Raw genomic sequence first — 18,363 nt, 5'->3', positions numbered from 1 at the left:
CCTGTTCCCAGCATTTAAGCTGAAGTCAGGCGGAAATTCCACTTATCCTAGCTGTGCAGATTTCCCGAGCCAGCTCTCTATAGAGGTTTTGGCCTCGATTTCCGCGACGGTTTTTCCGGCAGCTTTGTCTACCTGATAGATACGCCCGACAAGGTCAGGCGCAGCTTCCTGCTCATTGGGGCCGAGCAGCCGAATACCGGCAAGAAGTTCCGCTTCCGCCTTGATGGCATCGTCGCGAATGCTACGTCCCATGAATTTCGGCAGCAGATTGACGCAAACCAGGATTGCACCGAACGAGCCGAAAATATAGGTGACCGCGTAGCCAACGGCGACATTGGCCTGTAATCGCTGAACTTCATCGGCGGCCAGACCCAATTTCGATATCGCCGAACTGGCGGTGCCAATGATGGCTGACTGTGTCAGGCCCCCTGCGGCAATGCCGGCTGCGAGGCCTTTGTCGAGGCCGAACATACGCGCCAGGACAACCACCGTCACCAATCCGCTGATGGCCAGCACCGCGGCCATCGCAATTTCTCGAAGAGATTGACGCCCAAGCGACCGGAAGAATTGCGGACCGCTTTCGAAACCGACGGCGTAAATGAAAAGGGCGAAGAGCACTGCCTTCACCCCATTGTCGATATGGACACCGACTTGACTGATCACGACCGCTACGAGCAGCGACCCAGCGACGCCACCCAGCTGAAACTTCCCAAAATGTATTTTTCCCAGCGCGTAACCGCCAGCCAGAGATAGAAATAGTGCTATCTCCGGTGCCTGCTCAAAAACGGACTGAAGCCACTGCATACTGCCCTCCAAGCCACAATCGGACAGAGAGGGAGGGTAGGGCGCAGTTGCGTTAAGGCAAGAAAAATTGCCAAGAAAAGTTAGGGTTTTATAAAATAAGTATTCGCTTTCGCACGGCCCGATACTTCTGTGAGGATAAGCAGCCGAGTGCTTCGCAAGCTAACTATCAGAATAAAGCACCCGGCTGATGAAAAGTAGCGTTTGATATGAGCGAACGGCCCTCACCGGTATTCGTTCAATAACGCATACTCAGATAGTGTTATTCATTAATCTCAGGCTGGACCAGCTTTGCGAGTTTGTGAAGAGAATCCTGCCAGCCGAGATAACAGGCTTCCGTAGGAATAATGTCTGGCACCCCCTCCTGTGTGATGCTGATTTCTGTTCCAACAGACACGGCTTTCAGCGCGACCGTAACCTTCATCTCACCCGGCAGGTTCGGATCGTCGAATTTGTCCGTGTAGACGAGGCGTTCGCCGGGAACCACTTCAAGATATGTGCCGCCAAACGAATGGCTATGGCCTGTCGTGAAATTGCGAAACGACATTTTATGGCTGCCGCCAGCTTTTGCATCCAGTTCATGGACTGTGCACAGATATCCATAAGGCGGCAACCAACTCGCTATGGCATCCGGCTCAACAAAGGCTCGGAAAACTTTTTCTGGCTTGGCTGCAATGACGCGATGCAGGCGAATTGTATTCGGCATGATTTCCTCCCGTTGCTTGTTTACTGCCGTTCGCGGATGACGACATTCCCGTTTTCATCATCGGCTACGGGAACCGCATCAAGTCCATCAAGCCCGGCAGACAGGCATTTTCCGCTCTCAACGTCGAACGTCGCATCGTGTGCTGTGCAGAGGAGACGCGCACCATCGGTTGAGAGTATTGCATCTGATCGGTAGTTTAATGGCAGATATTGATGCGGACAAGCATTGACAAATCCACGCAAGATTCCGTCCCGCCTGATGAGAAGAAGCGGAAATTCCTTCCCATCAGCGCGCAGAACCAGACATTTTGTGCAACCATCGGATATGTCCGACGATGCGCAAATGACGGTGCCATTCTCAGGTGCCCCGGCATAGGACCGCCAGGCATCGCTCATGCATTGCGCTCCGCCACACGCTTATCTTGATGCGGCTTCTGCACATTGCCGAGCACACCGCGCTGGATCTGATCTTCCTCGATGGACTCGAACAGGGCCTTGAAATTGCCTTCGCCAAAGCCGTCGTCGCCCTTGCGTTGAATGAATTCGAAAAAGATCGGCCCGATGACGGTTTTTGAGAAAATCTGCAGCAGTATGCGCGTCTCGCCACCGCCCAGAACGCCTTCGCCATCGATGAGAATGCCGCGCCGTTTCAGCTTGTCGAGCGGCTCGTTGTGGTCTTTGACGCGCGCCTTGGACTTCTCATAATAAACGTCCGGAGGACCGGGCATGAATTCCAGCCCCTGCGCTGCAATCGCATCCGTACCGCCATAAATATCATTGCTGGCGATTGCTATATGCTGAATGCCCTCGCCCTTATATTCGCGAAGATACTCCTCGATCTGGCTGTGATCATCCGCACTTTCATTGATTGGAATACGGATTTTCCCGTCGGGCGATGTCAATGCACGGCTGGTCAGCCCCGTCATTTTTCCGGCGATGTCGAAATAGCGTATCTCCCGGAAATTGAAGGTGTCGTGGTAGAATTTGTACCACGTATTCATATTCCCGCGCACCACATTATGCGTGAGATGATCGAGGTAATAGAAGCCGAAACCTCCCGGTTTCGGATCGGCCTCTCCGAGCCATTCGAACTCCGCCGAATAGCATGAACCGTCATCGCCATAGGTGTCCACGAAGTAGAGCAGTGAGCCGCCAATACCGATAACGCCCGGAACATCCAGCGACTTGCCGTCGCCACGATATTCTTCCGCGCCCAGTTCCACTGCGCGGCGCAACGCATGGCCTGCGTCCACCACGCGCCACGCCATTGCTGGCGCGCAAGGGCCATGGTCTGCAACGAAGGATGCGGCGTGGCTGTTGGGCTCACGGTTTAGAAGATAGTTGATGTCGCCCTGACGATAGAGAAAGATATCCTTCTTGCGATGCCTGGCAACAGGACGAAAGCCCATCTGGCGGAACAATATATCGAGCTTTTCTGGTTCGGGATGCGCGAATTCCACGAATTCAAAACCGTCCGTTCCCGCGGGATTTGCTTCGTTGATTTCGGCTTTGGGTGCGTCGTGCGGATATGGGCCCATTTTGAATCCTCCTGATAATTGAGAAGATTCTATGAGCTGACCCGCGCGAAGTGCTTGCAATATGTGGCAATCTTAGCGAAGATTTGCACAAATTATGAGCCGGAAGGACGTTTCATGCACGAAATTATGCTCGATTCCTTCGATCGTGCAATCTTGCAAACATTGCAGCGCGATGCGTCCTTGACCAATGCGGAGCTTTCTGAACTGGTCAATCTGTCACAATCCCAATGCTCGCGTCGCCGCACGCGGCTGGAGCAGGAAGGCATCATTCAGGGCTATTCTGCGAGGCTTGATGCGGCACAGCTGGGCTACGGATTGCGCGCCATCACACGCGTCAATCTATCAACCCATAACGAACGCACCGATGAATCCTTCGTCAGCTTTCTGACCCGACATGAAGAAGTGCGCGAAGCCTATTCGGTTTCCGGCGATGCGGATTATGTGCTGATTATTGTCGCCAAGGACCTTTCCGCCTTTGCCGATTTCATTCATCTCGTGCTGCTACCCCATCCGCAGGTCGCCCGCGTGCAATCCGAAATCGCGTTGCGCACGATGAAATCCGAGACCGGCCTGCCCATCGGCTAGGCAAACCAGAGGCTAAGTTTCGCTCTCTATTCGTGACAGCAGATCAAGCAGCAAGGGGCGCAACCGGCGGATTTCCTCGCGGTGGGTCAAGCTCAGTTCAGCCAGTATTCTGTCCGCTTCTTCGGTCAGGCCAAGCACGGTTTGTCGTTTGTCGCCTGTTCCCGGTAAACGTTTAAGCAGCCCCAATGCTTCAAGGCGCGCAACCAATCCACTGGCGCTATGCGGCTTCAAAACCAGCCGTTCCGCGACATAGCCGACCGTGGCTCGGCCATCCTCTGCTGCGCGAATTGCTAGCAGGGCCTGATGCTGCTGTGGTGTCAGATTATACTCGGCGGCCTTGGTTTCGCTGAACGCCAGAAAATTTCGCAATGAATAGCGAAAATCCGCCAGAACCGCATAATCGTTTTCAGTCATTCTTCGGGAAACCATTTTTACCTTCTTGAAATATGTCGTAGTACGATATAATTCGCTTCCGGTCCTATCAAATCCGGAGCAATTATGTCCTCGCCGTCAGCCATACCAAATCTTCCAAGATTGCGCGACCATACGACCGACCGCCGTATGTTGATGCTTGCTCTTGCGGCAATCGTGGTTGGCACTGGCGGCGCTTTCGGGGCATGGCTGCTGCTGAAACTCATCGCGCTTTCGACCAATCTCTTCTGGTTTGGCAGGTTTTCTTTCGCGAATTCCGAAATCATCGACCATCAACTAGGAATGCTGGCGCTTGTCATACCCGTCATCGGTAGCCTTATCATCGGATTGATGGCGCGCTACGGGTCTGAAAAAATCCGGGGACATGGCATACCCGAGGCCATCGAAGCGATCCTGTTTGGCGAAAGCCGTCTTTCGCTTAAAGTTGCGGTGCTGAAGCCGTTGTCTTCTGCAATCTCAATCGGCAGCGGCGGTCCGTTCGGCGCCGAGGGACCAATCATCATGACGGGCGGGGCCATCGGCTCCTTATTTGCACAGCTTTTTGAACTGAGCGCCGCAGAGCGCAAGACCCTGCTGGTCTCAGGCGCCACCGCCGGCATGACCGCGATATTCGGCACACCAATGGCGGCTATCCTGCTTGCGTTGGAAGTATTGCTCTTCGAATGGAAGCCGCGCAGTTTCATCCCCGTTGTGGTCGCTGTGCTGGTTTCCTCGGCATGGCGGCCTTTTCTCATCAGTGCAGGCCCGCTTTTTCCGTTCATGGGCGCCGATGTCGGCGGCGGAATGCCACTGCTCTTCGCGCTGTTGCTCGGTGCTGTCGTCGGCATACAGAGCGTGCTGCTCTCCACTGGCCTTTATCGCATTGAAGACATGTTTCATCGGTTGCCAGTTCATTGGATGTGGTGGCCAGCGCTTGGAGCTGTCGCGGTTGGTATCGGAGGGCTGATCGATCCGCATGTTCTCGGTGCAGGCTATGCCAGCATCCAACAATTGCTGGACGGTTCCATGACCATGAAGGCAATCGCATTGCTGTTGGTGGTCAAGGCGGCAGTTTGGCTGATTGCGCTCGGCTCCGGCACGTCAGGCGGCGTCCTCGCCCCGCTTCTTCTGCTTGGCGGTGCACTGGGTGGACTGACTGGGCAGTTCCTGCCCGGCGGTGCAGGCTTCTGGGCCATGATCGGCATGGCAGGGATTTTGAGCGGTGCAATGCGCGCGCCACTGACGAGCGCCATCTTCGCGGTCGAACTGACCGGTCATTTCGCCGCCCTGCCCGAGACCATTGCCGCGTCGGCCTCAGCCTATGCCGTCAGTGTCCTCATTCTCAACCGTTCCATTCTGACAGAGAAAATTGCGCGTCGCGGACGCCATATCTTGCAGGAATATTCAGTTGACCCGTTTGCATTTCTACAGGCTGCGCACGTCATGACGCCTGCGCCGGAATGTCTGTCGGGCAAACAGTCGATTGACGAGACGATTGCATTTTTCACGAAAGACGCACGCCACAGAGCCTATCCTGTTCTGAGCGACGACGGGCGCTTGCTCGGTCTTGTTTCCAGATCGGAAGTTCTGCAATGGCAGGTGTCGGGCGCTCCGGTGGCCGCATCGCTTGCCGAAACCCTCTCCGACGCCTCGCAACCCACAGCCTTCACCTCGACGCCGCTTGGCGAGGTCGCCGATCTGATGGTTATGAGCGGCATTCCGCGCATTCCCATTCTCGACCCGCAGTCACACAAAGTCGTCGGTCTGGTCTCGCGGCAGGATCTGCTCAAAGCACGCATTCAGCATAGCAATATCGAGATGGTTCGAACGCGCTGAGTATCGATAACCCGGTGGACTATCTGTAAATTTCTGGCTTGTAGCGACTGCCCAAGCGATAGCGATCACCCGCATAGATCAGCTTGTTGACGGTCGCGACAGTCTCTCTGGTCCATGTGCGACGGTCGAGGTGGAGGCAGGCCGCGTTGACCTCGATTTGCAACAGGTCGGCAATCTGCGCATTCGCAGTCACCGCTGAGATCACCTGTTCGACTTCCGTCATCGGTGTGCTTTTCTGCAGATAATCATAGGTCGTCATGGTGCGGAAATCCTGCAGTTCATAATCCTGCACCAGTTGCGTGTTGACGAAGCGTTCTTCCAGTTGCACGGGCACATCGTTTTCGAAATGTACGATGATTGAATGCGCGACAGCTATCGGGCTTTGCAGTTCGAACGCGTTCAGCAGCGCCGCATCCGGCTGCACAATATCGAGCGCCACCACCTGCGCGCGATGCGTCGCGCCCCGCGCCGCAATCTCGTTGGCAATGTTCACCACTTCGATCAACGTCGTTTCGGGCTTAGGCGGTGAAACGAATGTACCAACACCTTGAATACGCTTCAAAATGCCTTGATCGGTCAGCTCGCGCAGCGCCCTGTTGACGGTCATGCGGGAGATGCCAAGCGCCTCTACAAGCTCATGCTCGGATGGCAGGCGAAAATTGCCAGGCCAGCGTCCTGACCGAATATTTTCGAGAACCTGGGCCTTCACCTTCTCGTAAAGGGGCCCTGCCGTTTCGGGCAATTCCATCGCCGAACGATGATCCGCATCCGATTTACCGGCAGAGCTCATGACGCGACTATGCTCCTATCCGTATGATCGTTTTCAGCCCTTCGGCCTGGCCCGCCAGCAAGCGGTCATAAGCCTCCGGCACTTCATCAAGTGAAATCTCGCGATCGATCAGTTTCACCAACGATGCCTCCAGTTCTGGCAGCAAAGCCGCTATTTCCTGAAGTTCGTCCTGATAGGCATGACAACCGATCAGACTGATTTCCCTCTCAACCAGAATATTGGGATCAAGCTCGATCTTGCCGTGCGAAATCCCGACGAGCGCCAGAGAACCACCACCGGACAGGACATCGATGATCGCGTTCAAAACGGCGATATTGCCCGTCGCATCAATGGCATAACGCAAGGTTTTACCTGAAAGCGCACGCTCCAGAGCAGGCTTGTCGAGTTCCACCTTGATTGCGCCGGTTACTCTCGAAACCAGTTCAGCGCGCTGTTCATTGCGGTCGCAGACGAGTACCGGCCCGTCATGTAGGCGGGAAAGCAACAAAGCCACAAGCCCGCCAATCGGCCCACACCCCACAACCAGAACCGCCTCGCCGGACGGCACACGCTGCTTGCGAATGGCATGCAACGCAACCGAAAGCGGCTCGCCCATCGCGGCGACAACCGGGTTGATATCGGCAGCATAATGGACAAGCAACCGGGCAGGCAGCGCCGTCTCCTCGGCGAAGCCACCATCGCAGACTTCACCGATAAAACCGAGAGTGGAACAGACATTGTGTCGACCGCTCGCACAAGCCGGGCATTCGCCGCACCAATATCTGGAATCGGCAATGACCGTATCGCCCGGCTTGAACCCGCTCACACCTGTGCCAATCTCGGTCACGACGCCAGCGAATTCATGCCCCGCAACCGAGGGCGAACGGCTGATCCACTGGCCGGTCGAGAAATTGTGCAGGTCAGAACCGCAAATCCCCGCAGCGGAAACCTTCAGCCGGACCCAGCCCGGCGCAAGCGCCGTTGGCGGGTCGATATTTTCGACCCGCAGATCCTTGGCCGCATATAGCCGGACCGCTTTCATTGCGCGCACTTTCTTAAAGATAGTCTTTGCGGATTTCCGAAACGGCATTTTCGTGAGACGAGAAGCCTTCATAACGGGCGAGCGTGCGGGCGTGCTTGGCGAATTCAGGATAAGCGGAAGCCGTCACATAGCCGATGGAACAACGCTTGACGAAATCAGTCACAGAAAGCGGACCATAGGTGCGCGCCCAGCGGCTGGTTGGCAGCACGGCATTCGGTCCGAGCCCGAAATTGCCGATGACCACCGGCGTATGCGGCCCCATGAGGATTTCCGCAGCCTCGGTAATGTGGCCAAGATGCGCAAAAGGGTCGGTCGAGAGAAGCTCCAGATGTTCCGGCGCATAATCATTGATGAAGCGATAGCTTTCCTCGACCGACGAGGTCAGGACGATACCACCATATTTGCCGGTCAGAACGGTCTTGGAAAAACCAACCCGCTGCTCCGTCATGCGCGCCCAATGATCCGGCAGAGCGGCAAGTGCTTCTTCCACCACCCGGCGGCTATGCGTGACAAGCCAAGCGGAGGAATCCGGACCGTGTTCGGCTTCGATCAAAAGGTCGAGCGCGGCCAGACCGCCCTTGACGGTATCGTCTGCGAAAATCACTGCTTCGGAAGGACCTGCGGGGAGACCCGGATCGATGACACCACCAAGGAGGCGCTTTGCGGCGACAACCCATGGACTGCCCGGACCAACGATTTTGAGCGCGGGCTTCACGGTCTCCGTTCCATAAGCAACCGCTGCAACGGCCTGCGCGCCGCCAACCTTATAGACGGTTTCGACACCGGCCAGACGTGCAGCGACGAGCGTGGCGGCATCCACCGAGCCATCCGGGGTCGGCGGGGTAACGATGGCCAGTTCCGGCACACCGGCAACCACAGCAGGCACGGCGGTCATCATGGTGACAGACGGAAATGCGCCCTTCCCGCGCGGGATGTAGAGCGCTACCGAACGGATGGGCGTAAAGCGGTCGCCAGCATAGGCGCCGGGACGCATTTCCTTCAGCCACATCGCTTCCGGCTTCTGCTCTTCATGGAAGTGACGTATATTGTCGATGCCGAATTGAATGGCTTCGATCACGTCTTTTTCGACCTTGTCGAAAGCCGCGTCAAATTCCGCCTCGGTTGCCTTGATATTGGCTGGATCAACTTCGGCCTTGTCCAGATCACGTGCAAACCGTACCAATGCGGCGTCGCCTTCCGTGCGAACGGCTTCGATGATCGGTTTCACTTTCTCGATAAAGCCTGAGAGATCGGTTTCCGAACGCTTCAAAAGCTCCGCGCGCTTGGCGTCGTCCAGCTTTGCCAGTTCGTGAAAGGTTACATCGGACATAGTCGGCTCCTTGCTCGCTGCGTTGGGGACGCAGCTGATCATTTCGATTTCAGGAAAATGTCGAGCCCGACCAGACGGTCGAGCAGGAAGATAGCAAACGCGGCGCAGGCGATGAAAACCACAGAAATCGCTGCGAGGTCAGGCGTGATGATGGATCGGATCGAATTGTAAATCTGCACTGGCAGGGTGACGATACGGGCGTCAACCAGAAGCAGGCTCACCAGAAATTCGTTGAGCGCCAGAATGAACATCAGCAGCGATCCGCTGATTACACCCGGCACCACGACGGGCAGCGTCACAAAGAAAAATGTCGATATCGGCCCTGCGCCGCAATTTGCGGCGGCCAGTTCAAGGTCAGCATCGAGATTGGCCGCACTTGCCGTCACAGCCCAGATCATGAAAGGCAGATTGATGACGCAGGCTGCAATCCCGACTGGCCAAAGTTGACCCAGAATACCGGCATGCCCGAAGACCAGCATCAGGCCGATACCAGAACCGATCAGTGGGATCGTGAACGGCAACAGCAGATAGATCTGGATCGTCTTTTCAAAGCGCACCGCATATTTCGCCAGCGCGATACCGGCCAGCGTTCCGACAGGAATAGCGACGATGGTACAGATGAAGGACACGTAGAGGGAACGCAGGAATGCATCCCACAAATCGCTTGTCCCGACGATCTTCTGATACCATTTCAAGGAAAACCCTTCGGGCGGGAAGGTGATCATATTGCCCGACGTGAAGGACGCTCCAAGAACCACGATGGTTGGTGCAGAAAGAAGCACCAGCACGGCAATTACAAAGGTCCAGATAACGACAGACTTGGACAATGGAGCGGTCATTTGCGCGCCCTCCCCATGGCGAGCGTTCCCGCACCGAACAGGGTAAAGACGATCCCGACAAGAATGGAACCGACACCGACCAGAAGCAGCGCCAAAGTCGCGCCCAGCCCCTGATCGGATGTGCGGAAGAACTGGTCATAAATGGCGTTGGCGATAAAGTCCTGAGAGCCGCCACCAAGGATTGCCGGAATGGCAAAATCGGTCAGCGAAAGCGTCATCACCACCAGCCCCGCGCCAATCAGGCCGGGACGCGCCATGGGCAGCACAACATGCGCAAATGTCCGCATCCAGTTCGCACCAAGCGAACTTGCCGCCGCTTCCATTTCTTCTGGTATGGCCGTCAGCGCCGGCGCCAGCATCAGGACCGCGAATGGCAGCATATATTGCACAAGTCCGAACAGAACTGCCGGATAGTTATAAAGCAGGCGCAAGGGTGGGATACCGACGAGACCGAGCGCCTCATTCACCATGCCCTGATTGCCCAGAATGATGAGCCAGCCATAAGCGCGCACCACCTGCCCGATGAAGAATGGCAGAAAAAGTGCGATCAGCAGGAATTTACGCAAGGCTGCCGAAGGCGTTCTGACCATCAGATAGGCATAGGGAAACGCCAGAATGAGCGTGAAAAGCGTAACGACGAGCGATCCGAAAAGGCTGCGCCAGGCGACTGTCGCAAAGAGGGATTCCGTCAGGGCGCGCTTGTAGTTGGCGAGCGTGTAATAGTCCGACATCAGGAAGGTTGACGTGTCGAGCGTACGCAGGCTGGTGTCTGCTATCTGGATCAGGCCGAGCACCAGCAAGCCCACCAACACGATGGCCGGAAACAGCATCAGATAGGGCACAGCACGGTTAAACCGCGCGGGCCATAGAAAGGCTGCGATTGCTTCCAGCGCATCCATGATACGCCAAACCACCGGATAGGCAGAGCGTGCCGCTCGCATGTTACAATTCCTGAATATTTGCCTTGAGAATATCGGGCATAGGGATCGCCCTCATCGGGCGATCCTTGTTGTCTATCGAGCTGGATCAGCCCTGCATGATCGCTTTGAACTTGGAGAACCACTCGCTCTCGTTCTCAACCTGTACCTTGGCCGAGATGCGGATGAGATGCTTGAAATCCTCGTCCTTGGTCGGATAGGCCGGATCATTCACCAGATCGGCGGGCGGCGTCAGACCCGGCACCACGCCCGGCAGGCCGAGGCCGTCGAGCCAGACCTGCTGCGCATCCTTGGTGAGAGCGAAGTTGATATATTCCTTGGCCCAATAAAGTTCGTTTTCCGGCAGACCCTTTGGAATCCACAAACCATCGGTGTCGAACTTCGCGCCTTCTTCAGGCACGGTCCAGTCGATCTTGACGCCGTTCTTCTGGGCTTCGCGCGCATTGGTCGAAATGGTGCAGGCGAGATCGATTTCACCCTTCTGGAACCAGGTGGTGAAATCCGGGTCTTCACCGAGCAGCGGCTGCTGCTGCTTCACCTTGGCGATGAAATCCCAGGCTGCCTGCATATTGCCCGGAATGTCTTCCAGTTTGCCGCCCCCGGCAACCTGTGCCGGGAAGTGGAAACCAATGCCGTCATTGTAAAGCGCGATGCGTCCCTTGAACTTCGGATCAAGCAGAGCATGCCACGACTTCGGCGGGCCATCCGGGAATGCTTCCGGGCGATAAGCCAGCACATAGACATAGCCATAGGTATTGACGATCGGATAACCGTCGAGGCCGACCGGCTTGGCAAGATCGGTAGTGTTTTTCAGATTGGACAGGTCCGACAGATCTTCCGTCACGCCACGCAATGCCGATTTGGTTGCATTGGTCGTCGTATCCCAGTTGACATGGATCGGCGGAATACGCTTCTGCGCTACCGCTGCCCAAAGCTTCGGCTGAATTTCATTGTCTTCCGTCAGATCGTGGCGGATTGAAATGCCGGTCTTAGCCGTAAATGGATCGGAAACGCCCGCCTTCAGCGCATCAACCCAGCTGCCACCCCAGGCGCGCACGATGAGTTCTTTCGGCTTTGCAGGCTCTTCCGCGAAAGCGCGGGAAAGGCCAAGCGAGGTGGTTCCGGCAGCAGCGGCCATCGCGCCTGCGCTTTGCAGAAAGCGGCGGCGGTCGAGTATCAAAAAGGGCTTCTTCACAGCGCTCATAATGTTCTCTCCTCTAGGGTTTTGTCTGTAATCTGGTGTTCAGTTTATGCTGCAAAAACGATGAGATCGCGTGCATTCCAGCCGAGCGTGACGGTCGCGCCTTCTTCAAACTGGCTGTGTCCGACCGGATCGTGATCGAACACGCGCATCAAGGCATCGCCCAGCGCCGGTACGCGCAATTCATACACAATGCGCTCACCTTCAAAGATTGCGTCGGTGACAACACCTTCAAGCGTGGTATCCAGCCCGGCAGCACCTTCAGCATTTGAACCGATACGGATTTGTTCGGCGCGAATGGCACAAGAAACACCATCGCCTGCGGCAACTGGCTTTTGACCGTCACCCAACATACCAACAAGCTTCGGCCCCGCATCCACCTGCACGATACTGCCGTCCACGGACGCAGCTTTCCCGGTGATGAAATTGGTAACCCCGATGAAATTCGCGACAAAAGCGTTGGACGGGTTGCGATAGGTTTCCGACGGCCTTGCCATCTGTTGTATTTTACCGCCATCCATAACGATGATTTCATCCGACACGACCAGTGCTTCACGCTGGTCATGGGTGACGTTGATTGTGGTGACGCCCAGTTCGCGCTGGATGCGGCGAAATTCAAGCTGCATTTCTTCACGAAGCTTGCGGTCGAGGGCCGCCAGCGGTTCATCAAGCAGCAGAAGATCAGGCTCGAACACCAAGGCTCTGGCAATGGCGACGCGCTGTTGCTGGCCGCCGGAGAGCTCATGAACGCGTCTGTTGCCGAACCCGCCCAAACGAACCAGATCGAGATAGCGCTCGACCCTTTCCGGGATAGTCCGGGCATCGAAACGGCGCATCTTGAGCGGAAAAGCCACATTCTCCGCCGCCGTCATATGCGGAAACAGGGCAAGTTTCTGGAACACCATGCCGATCGAACGCTTATGCGACGGAACTGCACTGACCGCCTGGCCATTGATGAAAATTTCGCCGACACTTGGGCGTTGAAAACCTGCGATCAGCCGCAGGAGGGTTGTTTTGCCCGAACCAGATGGCCCGAGAATGGTCAGGAAACGTCCCTGATCAAGATCGAATGAAGCCGACCGAACGGCATGAATGCCGTTATAGATCATGCTGACATTCTTGGCCGAGACGGCAGCCGGTCCGATCTTGGCATTGGGGCCAGTTCCGTTTCCGGTGGATTTCATTGATGTTTCCCGTTTCATTCAGAAGCGTTTGAAAACGCCGGTCGTAAGTGTCTCAAGTCAGTTTCGGGGAGCCGAAACGCTAGATCGATGCCAGATAGCCACCGTCGATGGGGATAACCTGACCCGTTATGTAAGCCGATGCGGTGCTCGCCAGAAAAACCACCGCGCCCGCAACATCATCCATGCGGCCGAACCGACCCTGCGGAATTTTATCCAGCATGGATTTTTGCCATTCGTCATTTTCATAAAAAACGTCCGTCATCGACGTGCGGAAATAGCCGGGCGCGATACCATTGACGCGAATGCCGTGCGGTGCCCATTCCGTTGCAAGCGCGTGCGTCATCCCCATGAGGCCAGACTTCGACGAGCCGTAAGGTGCCGCTGTCGGTACGCCAACATAGGAGGTGAGCGAACAAAGATTGATGATTGCGCCGCCGCTTTTGGTATCAGTCATGTGACGCGCCGCGGCCTGAGCGCAAAAGAAAGCGCCCTTCAGATTGGTCGAGACAATGCGGTCCCACAGCTCTTCATCGACATCGAGCGAAGGTCGTATTTCTTCATAACCGGCATTGTTAACGAGAATATCGAGACCGCCCAGTTTTGCAGCAGCTTCTGCAGTCACGTTTGCGCAGGCCTCAACATCCTGCACATCAAGGGAAAGCGGCACGCAGGCGCGCCCAAGAGCGGCGATGAGAGAGGCCGTTTCGGTCAGATCGTCGGACTTGCGCGCTGTTATGGCGACGTCGGCCCCTGCCGATGCCAGAGCCTCGGCAATAGCCTGTCCCAGCCCCCGGCTCGCGCCAGTGACCAGCGCCTTACGCCCGCTAAGGTCGAAAAGCGATAAAACCTGCATCATGTTCCCCTATGGACCCTGCCTGAACAAAACATCGCCAGAACTTCTAACCATTCTGCGGGTAATGTTTAGCAATTTTTTATGGTCTCCCCGACATAAAGGCATCTTTTTCGGAACTTGTCTATACATATATATACAAAATAGGAGTTTAGTCTTAGAACGTTCTTTAGCAAGGCGCGCCGCATCCAAGAGCGCGCCATGAGAGGAGAACGAGAAATGAACGATGATCAAACAGTGCTCAACAGTCTGATTCGTCCAGAGATACGCGCCCTTAGCCCTTATAATGCCGGGCTGACCATTGCCGAAGTCGAACATCGCTATCATCCGGCACAAATCGCAAAGCTCGGTTCGAACGAGAACCCTTTGGGTCCTTCCCCGAAAATAGAAGAACTCTTCGTCTCCGTGCACGACCTGCTGAGGCTTTATCCTGACCCGTCCGGTCACGCTCTGGCGCTCGAAATAGCGCAGGAATTTCAGTTGCCGGAGGATCAGGTTATCTTGGGCAACGGATCGGAAGACCTGATCGGGGTCATCTGCCGATCTGTGCTTCGCCCCGGTGATCGCGTCGTCACGCTTTACCCATCCTTCCCTTTGCATGAAGACTATTCGACGCTCATGGGAGCTGTGGTCGAGCGGGTAGAGGTAAAACAATCACTGGAGGTCGATGTCGATGCTCTGGTGGCCGCCGTTGCAAAAGGCCCGCGGCTTGTCATGTTCGCAAATCCGCTCAATCCGGTCGGAAGCTGGCTCGATCCGAAAGCGCTACAGCGGGTTATAAATGCTACATCTCCAAACACTTTGCTCGTGCTTGACGAAGCCTATGCCGAATATGCGGCGGGGGATGATTATCCATCAGCCATAGACCTGTTACGCGGCACCGATCTCAACTGGATCGTGCTTCGAACATTCTCCAAAGCCTATGGGCTGGCAGGCGCGCGTCTTGGCTTCGGCCTCACAAGCGACGGCACCTTGCGCGCTTATCTTGACCGCGCACGCACGCCCTTCAACGCCAATGCGATTGCACAGGCGGCTGGATTGATCGCCCGGCGTGACAGCGAACATCTTGCGGCAGGTGTAGCTCTTGCTTTGCGTGAGCGGGCCCGTGTGGCTGATTTCCTCGGCACGCGGCAAATCCGGTTCGCTCCGTCAAAAGGCAATTTCCTGTTCATAGACGTCAAGACAGATTCCGTTGCTTTTGCCGAGAAGCTCTTACGCGACGGCGTCATCGTCAAACCATGGAAACAACAGGGATACACGAATTTTATTCGCGTCAGCATCGGCAGCCCGGACGAGAACGACCACTTCATGCGTTCGTTTGCGCAAATATTCGATGGACAATGAACCGATATTTCTACTGAAAGCAAAACAGGCGACCTGATTACGGTCGCCTGTTTTTTAAGTGTTATGCCTTGCCGAGACGCCTGCGCAATTCCGCATTTTCCGCTCGAAGTTTTGCTGCCAATTCCTTGCGCAGCTTGAGGTTTTCCGCTTCCAACGCCAGCAGCGCTTTCAAATCGTCACCTGCAGAAGGAGTGGCAGCGGCTGGGGCTGCGGACTTACCAGCAGCGTTCTTCCAGTTGTAATAGGTTTGCTCGCTGACGCCCTCGTGCTGCAATACAGCTTTCAGCGTAGCTTTGCCGTTTTCCGTGGCCTTCGCAACTGCTGCAAGAATGGCAGCCCGTTCCGCTGGTGTGTATCTCTTACGAACAGCCAGACCGGTAACAGCAGTCTCCTTTGCAACTGGTTTCACGACAGCTGCTTTTGGTTCAGCCTTCTTGCGCGGCGCACGGGTGGTCGGCTTGGCGCGCGCCGGTCTTGCTTTCTTCACGAAATATGGTTCGAGATTGGCGCGAACGCGGTCCAGCACCGTCTCGCCTGTCAGATCGGGCACAAAAGTCTTGCCGGTGATCTGTTCGTAGGCCTGAATATAGACCTTCGAGGTCTGCTCGATGAGTTCAAGCGGAATTTCCGGGATCGGGTCGTTATAAGGATCGCAACGCTCGGTGACCCATGCGCGCACGAAATCCTTGTCAAAGCTCGCCGGGCGGGTTCCCGCAGCAAAACTCTCTTCATAGCTGTCGGCGATCCAATAGCGGCTTGAATCCGGCGTATGAATTTCATCCGCGAGAATGATGTGGCCGCTTGCGTCTGTTCCAAACTCATATTTGGTGTCGACAAGGATCAATCCATGTTCCGCCGCGCGCGCCTGCCCGCGCTCGAAAAGCGCCAGCGCGTAACGGGATACGGTTTCCCATTGTTCTGCGGTCAGCAAACCTTGTTCAAGAATTTCGTCCCCCGAAAGCGGTTCATCATGTCCGCCGTCGAAAGCCTTGCTTGTCGGCGTGATGATCGGATGCGGCAGCTTTTCATTGTCCTTCAAACCATCTGGCAGTGTGACGCCATACATTTGGCGTTCGCCTTTGCGGTACTTCGTCAGGATCGACGTGCTGGTCGTACCCGCCAGATAGCCGCGCACAACGACTTCAACGGGCAGAATGTCCAACCGTCTGCCAATGACGACATTCGGGTCTGGATAAGCCAGAACATGGTTCGGGCAAATATCAGCCGTTTCCTCGAACCAATAGGACGCGGTCTGCGTCAAAACCTGACCTTTGAACGGGATCGATGTCAGGATGACGTCGAAGGCACTCAGCCGGTCGGTGGAGATGATGATACGGCTGCCGTCCGGCAGATCATAATTCTCACGAACCTTGCCGTTGTAGCGGTTCGGCAGTTCAGGGATATCGGCGCTGGGGAGAATGCGCAAAGTGCTCATTGGCAGAGGCTTCCGCTGTTGGTTCCGTCTGCCCTTTCGCTTAAACGTGCAGGTGGTTGCCCGTCAAGGATGAAGTCACCCCTATATATCCAACTCAGCACTTTGCGCTTGGATGCGCTTGATCGCCCTGAATGCGCTCGCCCCAGTCCCGCATGCTGATCAAGATGGGCGCAAGAGAATGACCAAGGCCCGTCAGCTCATATTCCACCTTCGGCGGCACTTCCGGAAAGACAGTGCGGTTTATGATCCCGTCAGCCTCCAACTCCCGGAGCTGCAAAGTCAACATCCTTGGTGTCGCTGCTGGAACGAGCCTGCAAAGTGCGTTGAAGCGCAGCTTTCCTTTCAGCAAATGAAAAAGGATTACCGGTTTCCAAACACCCCCGATGACCGAAAGCGTTGCTTCCACCGCGCAGCCTGTTTTGCTGACATTTCGACGCTTGCCGCGCGTCCTGACACTATCATCCATGATACTACATGCCAAATTTGTACGTACTTTTTCAAAGCTCAATATAGGCCTATTTGTTCAGGCATTAAAGGAGACAATGCCGTGCAAAGTTACATTCTGACCGGAAATGAAAATCTACGCCTGAGGCTGGTTGAGAAACAGGACCGCAAGCCGGGGCGCGGAGAGATTGCAGTCGATTTGCGTGCTGCGTCACTGAACTATCGCGATCTTATCGTCGCAAAGCGCACCAAGGACAGCATTCCCTTGTCCGATGGAGCGGGCGTCGTGTCGGCCGTCGGAGAAGGCGTGACAGATTACGCCCTCGGTGATCGTGTGGTCATCGGTTTTATGCCTGAATGGGTTGAAGGCCCCTTCTCCGAGGCGAAGAAGGCTGCAAGCCTTGGCGGCAATACCGTCGATGGTGTGTTGAGTGAGCGTATCGTCGTACCGGCAACCGGGGTCGTACGGATACCGGACCCCGTGACATTTGAAGAAGCCTCAACGCTTCCCTGCGCAGGCGTTACGGCATGGTCCGCGCTTTTTGAAAGACGACCTTTAGAGCCAGGCGAAACCGTCCTGCTCCTCGGTACGGGCGGCGTGGCGATCTTCGCCTTGCAGCTTGCAAAAATGGCGGGCGCTCGGGTCATCATTACATCGAGTTCCGACGAAAAGCTGGAACGTGCCAGAAAGCTCGGTGCTGACCACGTCATCAACTATCAGGCACATCCCGATTGGGAAAATGAAGTCCTGCGGCTAACGGGGAATGTGGGCGTTGATCTGGCTGTCGATTCAGCAGGTCCGGCCACGCTGAACAAGACCCTCAAGGCAACACGCTTTGATGGACGCATATCGCTTATGGGCGTCTTGACCGGGTTTAACGGTTCCATCGAAACTGCTGCAATCCTTGAAAAGAGGATCACCTTGCAGGGCATTTATGTCGGCCCGGTTTCCACGCTTGCATCCCTTGTTCGTACTGGCATCAAACCGCAGATCGACAAGGTCTATCCATTCGGCGAGGCCGAGGATGCTTATAACGCGCTTCAAAGCGCCGGACATTTCGGAAAACTGGTCGTCAAGATCGGGCAGTAAAGCCGCAGCCATTTAAGCCGG

Annotated in this window: 19 protein-coding genes and 1 pseudogene; 4 read left to right on the top strand and 16 right to left on the bottom strand. The window is 55.8% G+C overall.

The features are described 5' to 3' along the window. Positions 1 to 42 precede the first annotated feature (42 nt). The 4 genes from HWD97_RS10540 to hppD all read right to left on the bottom strand — a co-directional run bounded on the left by HWD97_RS10540 (position 43) and on the right by hppD (position 3,044). Positions 43 to 804 (bottom strand): hypothetical protein, encoded by a 762-nt coding sequence (locus tag HWD97_RS10540; RefSeq protein WP_371835004.1) that lies wholly within the window; start codon positions 802 to 804, stop codon positions 43 to 45. Between the two features lie 259 nt (positions 805 to 1,063). Then, a complete protein-coding gene (locus HWD97_RS10535) occupies positions 1,064 to 1,507 on the bottom strand; it encodes an SRPBCC family protein (protein ID WP_319080244.1) in 444 nt (147 codons plus the stop codon). A 20-nt stretch (positions 1,508 to 1,527) separates the two neighbouring features. Then, complete coding sequence (locus HWD97_RS10530) at positions 1,528 to 1,902, bottom strand: Rieske 2Fe-2S domain-containing protein (RefSeq protein WP_109366051.1); 375 nt, start codon at positions 1,900 to 1,902, stop codon at positions 1,528 to 1,530. Continuing rightward, the gene (gene hppD, locus HWD97_RS10525; RefSeq protein ID WP_109366052.1) at positions 1,899 to 3,044 is read right to left on the bottom strand and encodes a 4-hydroxyphenylpyruvate dioxygenase; all 1,146 of its coding nucleotides are present in this window, start codon (positions 3,042 to 3,044) and stop codon (positions 1,899 to 1,901) included. Before hppD ends, HWD97_RS10530 begins: the two co-directional genes overlap by 4 nt. A gap of 114 nt (positions 3,045 to 3,158) precedes the next feature. Here hppD and HWD97_RS10520 point away from each other — a divergent pair, with 114 nt between their 5' ends. Further along, on the top strand, positions 3,159 to 3,629 hold the full coding sequence (locus tag HWD97_RS10520; protein ID WP_109366053.1) for an Lrp/AsnC family transcriptional regulator: 471 nt from the start codon (positions 3,159 to 3,161) through the stop codon (positions 3,627 to 3,629). 12 nt (positions 3,630 to 3,641) lie between these two features. Here the strand turns inward: HWD97_RS10520 and HWD97_RS10515 are convergent, their stop codons facing one another. Then, positions 3,642 to 4,043: a MarR family winged helix-turn-helix transcriptional regulator gene (locus HWD97_RS10515; protein WP_109366054.1), complete on the bottom strand. Its 402-nt coding sequence runs from the start codon at positions 4,041 to 4,043 to the stop codon at positions 3,642 to 3,644. A gap of 84 nt (positions 4,044 to 4,127) precedes the next feature. Between HWD97_RS10515 and HWD97_RS10510 the strand changes: the two genes are divergently transcribed. Next, on the top strand, positions 4,128 to 5,876 hold the full coding sequence (locus HWD97_RS10510) for a chloride channel protein (protein ID WP_210205539.1): 1,749 nt from the start codon (positions 4,128 to 4,130) through the stop codon (positions 5,874 to 5,876). Between the two features lie 19 nt (positions 5,877 to 5,895). Here HWD97_RS10510 and hutC read toward each other — a convergent pair whose 3' ends face one another. The 8 genes from hutC to HWD97_RS10470 all read right to left on the bottom strand — a co-directional run bounded on the left by hutC (position 5,896) and on the right by HWD97_RS10470 (position 14,032). Then, entirely contained in the window at positions 5,896 to 6,666 is a 771-nt protein-coding gene (hutC, locus tag HWD97_RS10505; RefSeq protein ID WP_109366055.1) for a histidine utilization repressor, read from the bottom strand. Positions 6,667 to 6,673: 7 nt separating this feature from the next. After that, positions 6,674 to 7,687, bottom strand: coding sequence for a zinc-binding dehydrogenase (locus HWD97_RS10500; RefSeq protein WP_109366056.1), 1,014 nt, complete (start codon positions 7,685 to 7,687; stop codon positions 6,674 to 6,676). A 13-nt stretch (positions 7,688 to 7,700) separates the two neighbouring features. Continuing rightward, a complete protein-coding gene (hisD, locus tag HWD97_RS10495) occupies positions 7,701 to 9,017 on the bottom strand; it encodes a histidinol dehydrogenase (protein WP_319080246.1) in 1,317 nt (438 codons plus the stop codon). A gap of 38 nt (positions 9,018 to 9,055) precedes the next feature. Next, positions 9,056 to 9,856 (bottom strand): ABC transporter permease, encoded by an 801-nt coding sequence (locus HWD97_RS10490; RefSeq protein ID WP_109366057.1) that lies wholly within the window; start codon positions 9,854 to 9,856, stop codon positions 9,056 to 9,058. Continuing rightward, positions 9,853 to 10,797 carry an ABC transporter permease gene (locus HWD97_RS10485; protein WP_109366058.1) on the bottom strand — a complete coding sequence of 315 codons (945 nt, stop codon included), beginning with the start codon at positions 10,795 to 10,797 and terminating at the stop codon, positions 9,853 to 9,855. Before HWD97_RS10485 ends, HWD97_RS10490 begins: the two co-directional genes overlap by 4 nt. A gap of 85 nt (positions 10,798 to 10,882) precedes the next feature. Then, the gene (locus tag HWD97_RS10480; protein WP_109366059.1) at positions 10,883 to 11,998 is read right to left on the bottom strand and encodes an ABC transporter substrate-binding protein; all 1,116 of its coding nucleotides are present in this window, start codon (positions 11,996 to 11,998) and stop codon (positions 10,883 to 10,885) included. A gap of 44 nt (positions 11,999 to 12,042) precedes the next feature. Continuing rightward, positions 12,043 to 13,179, bottom strand: a complete 1,137-nt coding sequence (locus HWD97_RS10475) for an ABC transporter ATP-binding protein (protein WP_109366060.1) — start codon at positions 13,177 to 13,179, stop codon at positions 12,043 to 12,045. 79 nt (positions 13,180 to 13,258) lie between these two features. Next, positions 13,259 to 14,032, bottom strand: a complete 774-nt coding sequence (locus tag HWD97_RS10470; RefSeq protein WP_109366061.1) for an SDR family NAD(P)-dependent oxidoreductase — start codon at positions 14,030 to 14,032, stop codon at positions 13,259 to 13,261. A 216-nt stretch (positions 14,033 to 14,248) separates the two neighbouring features. Between HWD97_RS10470 and HWD97_RS10465 the strand changes: the two genes are divergently transcribed. Next, a complete protein-coding gene (locus tag HWD97_RS10465; RefSeq protein WP_371835003.1) occupies positions 14,249 to 15,373 on the top strand; it encodes a histidinol-phosphate transaminase in 1,125 nt (374 codons plus the stop codon). Positions 15,374 to 15,434: 61 nt separating this feature from the next. On the opposite strand, the gene HWD97_RS10460 is transcribed toward HWD97_RS10465, so the two are convergent. The 3 genes and pseudogenes from HWD97_RS10460 to HWD97_RS10450 form a co-directional block, all read right to left on the bottom strand. Beyond that, positions 15,435 to 15,782 carry a transposase gene (locus tag HWD97_RS10460; protein ID WP_353410582.1) on the bottom strand — a complete coding sequence of 116 codons (348 nt, stop codon included), beginning with the start codon at positions 15,780 to 15,782 and terminating at the stop codon, positions 15,435 to 15,437. Between the two features lie 78 nt (positions 15,783 to 15,860). Continuing rightward, positions 15,861 to 16,799: pseudogene (locus HWD97_RS10455) on the bottom strand (phosphoribosylaminoimidazolesuccinocarboxamide synthase); the annotation flags it as partial. A 103-nt stretch (positions 16,800 to 16,902) separates the two neighbouring features. Next, complete coding sequence (locus HWD97_RS10450) at positions 16,903 to 17,316, bottom strand: winged helix-turn-helix transcriptional regulator (RefSeq protein WP_371830916.1); 414 nt, start codon at positions 17,314 to 17,316, stop codon at positions 16,903 to 16,905. Positions 17,317 to 17,355: 39 nt separating this feature from the next. Here HWD97_RS10450 and HWD97_RS10445 point away from each other — a divergent pair, with 39 nt between their 5' ends. After that, positions 17,356 to 18,342, top strand: coding sequence for an NAD(P)-dependent alcohol dehydrogenase (locus tag HWD97_RS10445; RefSeq protein WP_109366065.1), 987 nt, complete (start codon positions 17,356 to 17,358; stop codon positions 18,340 to 18,342). Positions 18,343 to 18,363: the final 21 nt, after the last annotated feature.

The sequence above is a fragment of the Ochrobactrum sp. C6C9 genome, from assembly GCF_022627935.1.
Classification (GTDB): Bacteria; Pseudomonadota; Alphaproteobacteria; order Rhizobiales; family Rhizobiaceae; genus Brucella; species Brucella teleogrylli.
The sequence above is the reverse complement of the archived record's forward strand: the minus strand, read 5'-3'. Positions and strand labels throughout refer to the sequence as shown.

Bases quoted from the DNA above. Each gene is read 5' to 3' on its own strand.
- HWD97_RS10540 (WP_371835004.1), bottom strand. From the start codon at position 804: ATGCAGTGGCTTCAGTCCGTTTTTGAGCAGGCACCGGAGATAGCACTA.
- HWD97_RS10535 (WP_319080244.1), bottom strand. From the start codon at position 1,507: ATGCCGAATACAATTCGCCTGCATCGCGTCATTGCAGCCAAGCCAGAA.
- HWD97_RS10530 (WP_109366051.1), bottom strand. From the start codon at position 1,902: ATGAGCGATGCCTGGCGGTCCTATGCCGGGGCACCTGAGAATGGCACC.
- hppD (WP_109366052.1), bottom strand. From the start codon at position 3,044: ATGGGCCCATATCCGCACGACGCACCCAAAGCCGAAATCAACGAAGCA.
- HWD97_RS10520 (WP_109366053.1), top strand. From the start codon at position 3,159: ATGCACGAAATTATGCTCGATTCCTTCGATCGTGCAATCTTGCAAACA.
- HWD97_RS10515 (WP_109366054.1), bottom strand. From the start codon at position 4,043: ATGACTGAAAACGATTATGCGGTTCTGGCGGATTTTCGCTATTCATTG.
- HWD97_RS10510 (WP_210205539.1), top strand. From the start codon at position 4,128: ATGTCCTCGCCGTCAGCCATACCAAATCTTCCAAGATTGCGCGACCAT.
- hutC (WP_109366055.1), bottom strand. From the start codon at position 6,666: ATGAGCTCTGCCGGTAAATCGGATGCGGATCATCGTTCGGCGATGGAA.
- HWD97_RS10500 (WP_109366056.1), bottom strand. From the start codon at position 7,687: ATGAAAGCGGTCCGGCTATATGCGGCCAAGGATCTGCGGGTCGAAAAT.
- hisD (WP_319080246.1), bottom strand. From the start codon at position 9,017: ATGTCCGATGTAACCTTTCACGAACTGGCAAAGCTGGACGACGCCAAG.
- HWD97_RS10490 (WP_109366057.1), bottom strand. From the start codon at position 9,856: ATGACCGCTCCATTGTCCAAGTCTGTCGTTATCTGGACCTTTGTAATT.
- HWD97_RS10485 (WP_109366058.1), bottom strand. From the start codon at position 10,797: ATGCGAGCGGCACGCTCTGCCTATCCGGTGGTTTGGCGTATCATGGAT.
- HWD97_RS10480 (WP_109366059.1), bottom strand. From the start codon at position 11,998: ATGAGCGCTGTGAAGAAGCCCTTTTTGATACTCGACCGCCGCCGCTTT.
- HWD97_RS10475 (WP_109366060.1), bottom strand. From the start codon at position 13,179: ATGAAATCCACCGGAAACGGAACTGGCCCCAATGCCAAGATCGGACCG.
- HWD97_RS10470 (WP_109366061.1), bottom strand. From the start codon at position 14,032: ATGCAGGTTTTATCGCTTTTCGACCTTAGCGGGCGTAAGGCGCTGGTC.
- HWD97_RS10465 (WP_371835003.1), top strand. From the start codon at position 14,249: ATGAACGATGATCAAACAGTGCTCAACAGTCTGATTCGTCCAGAGATA.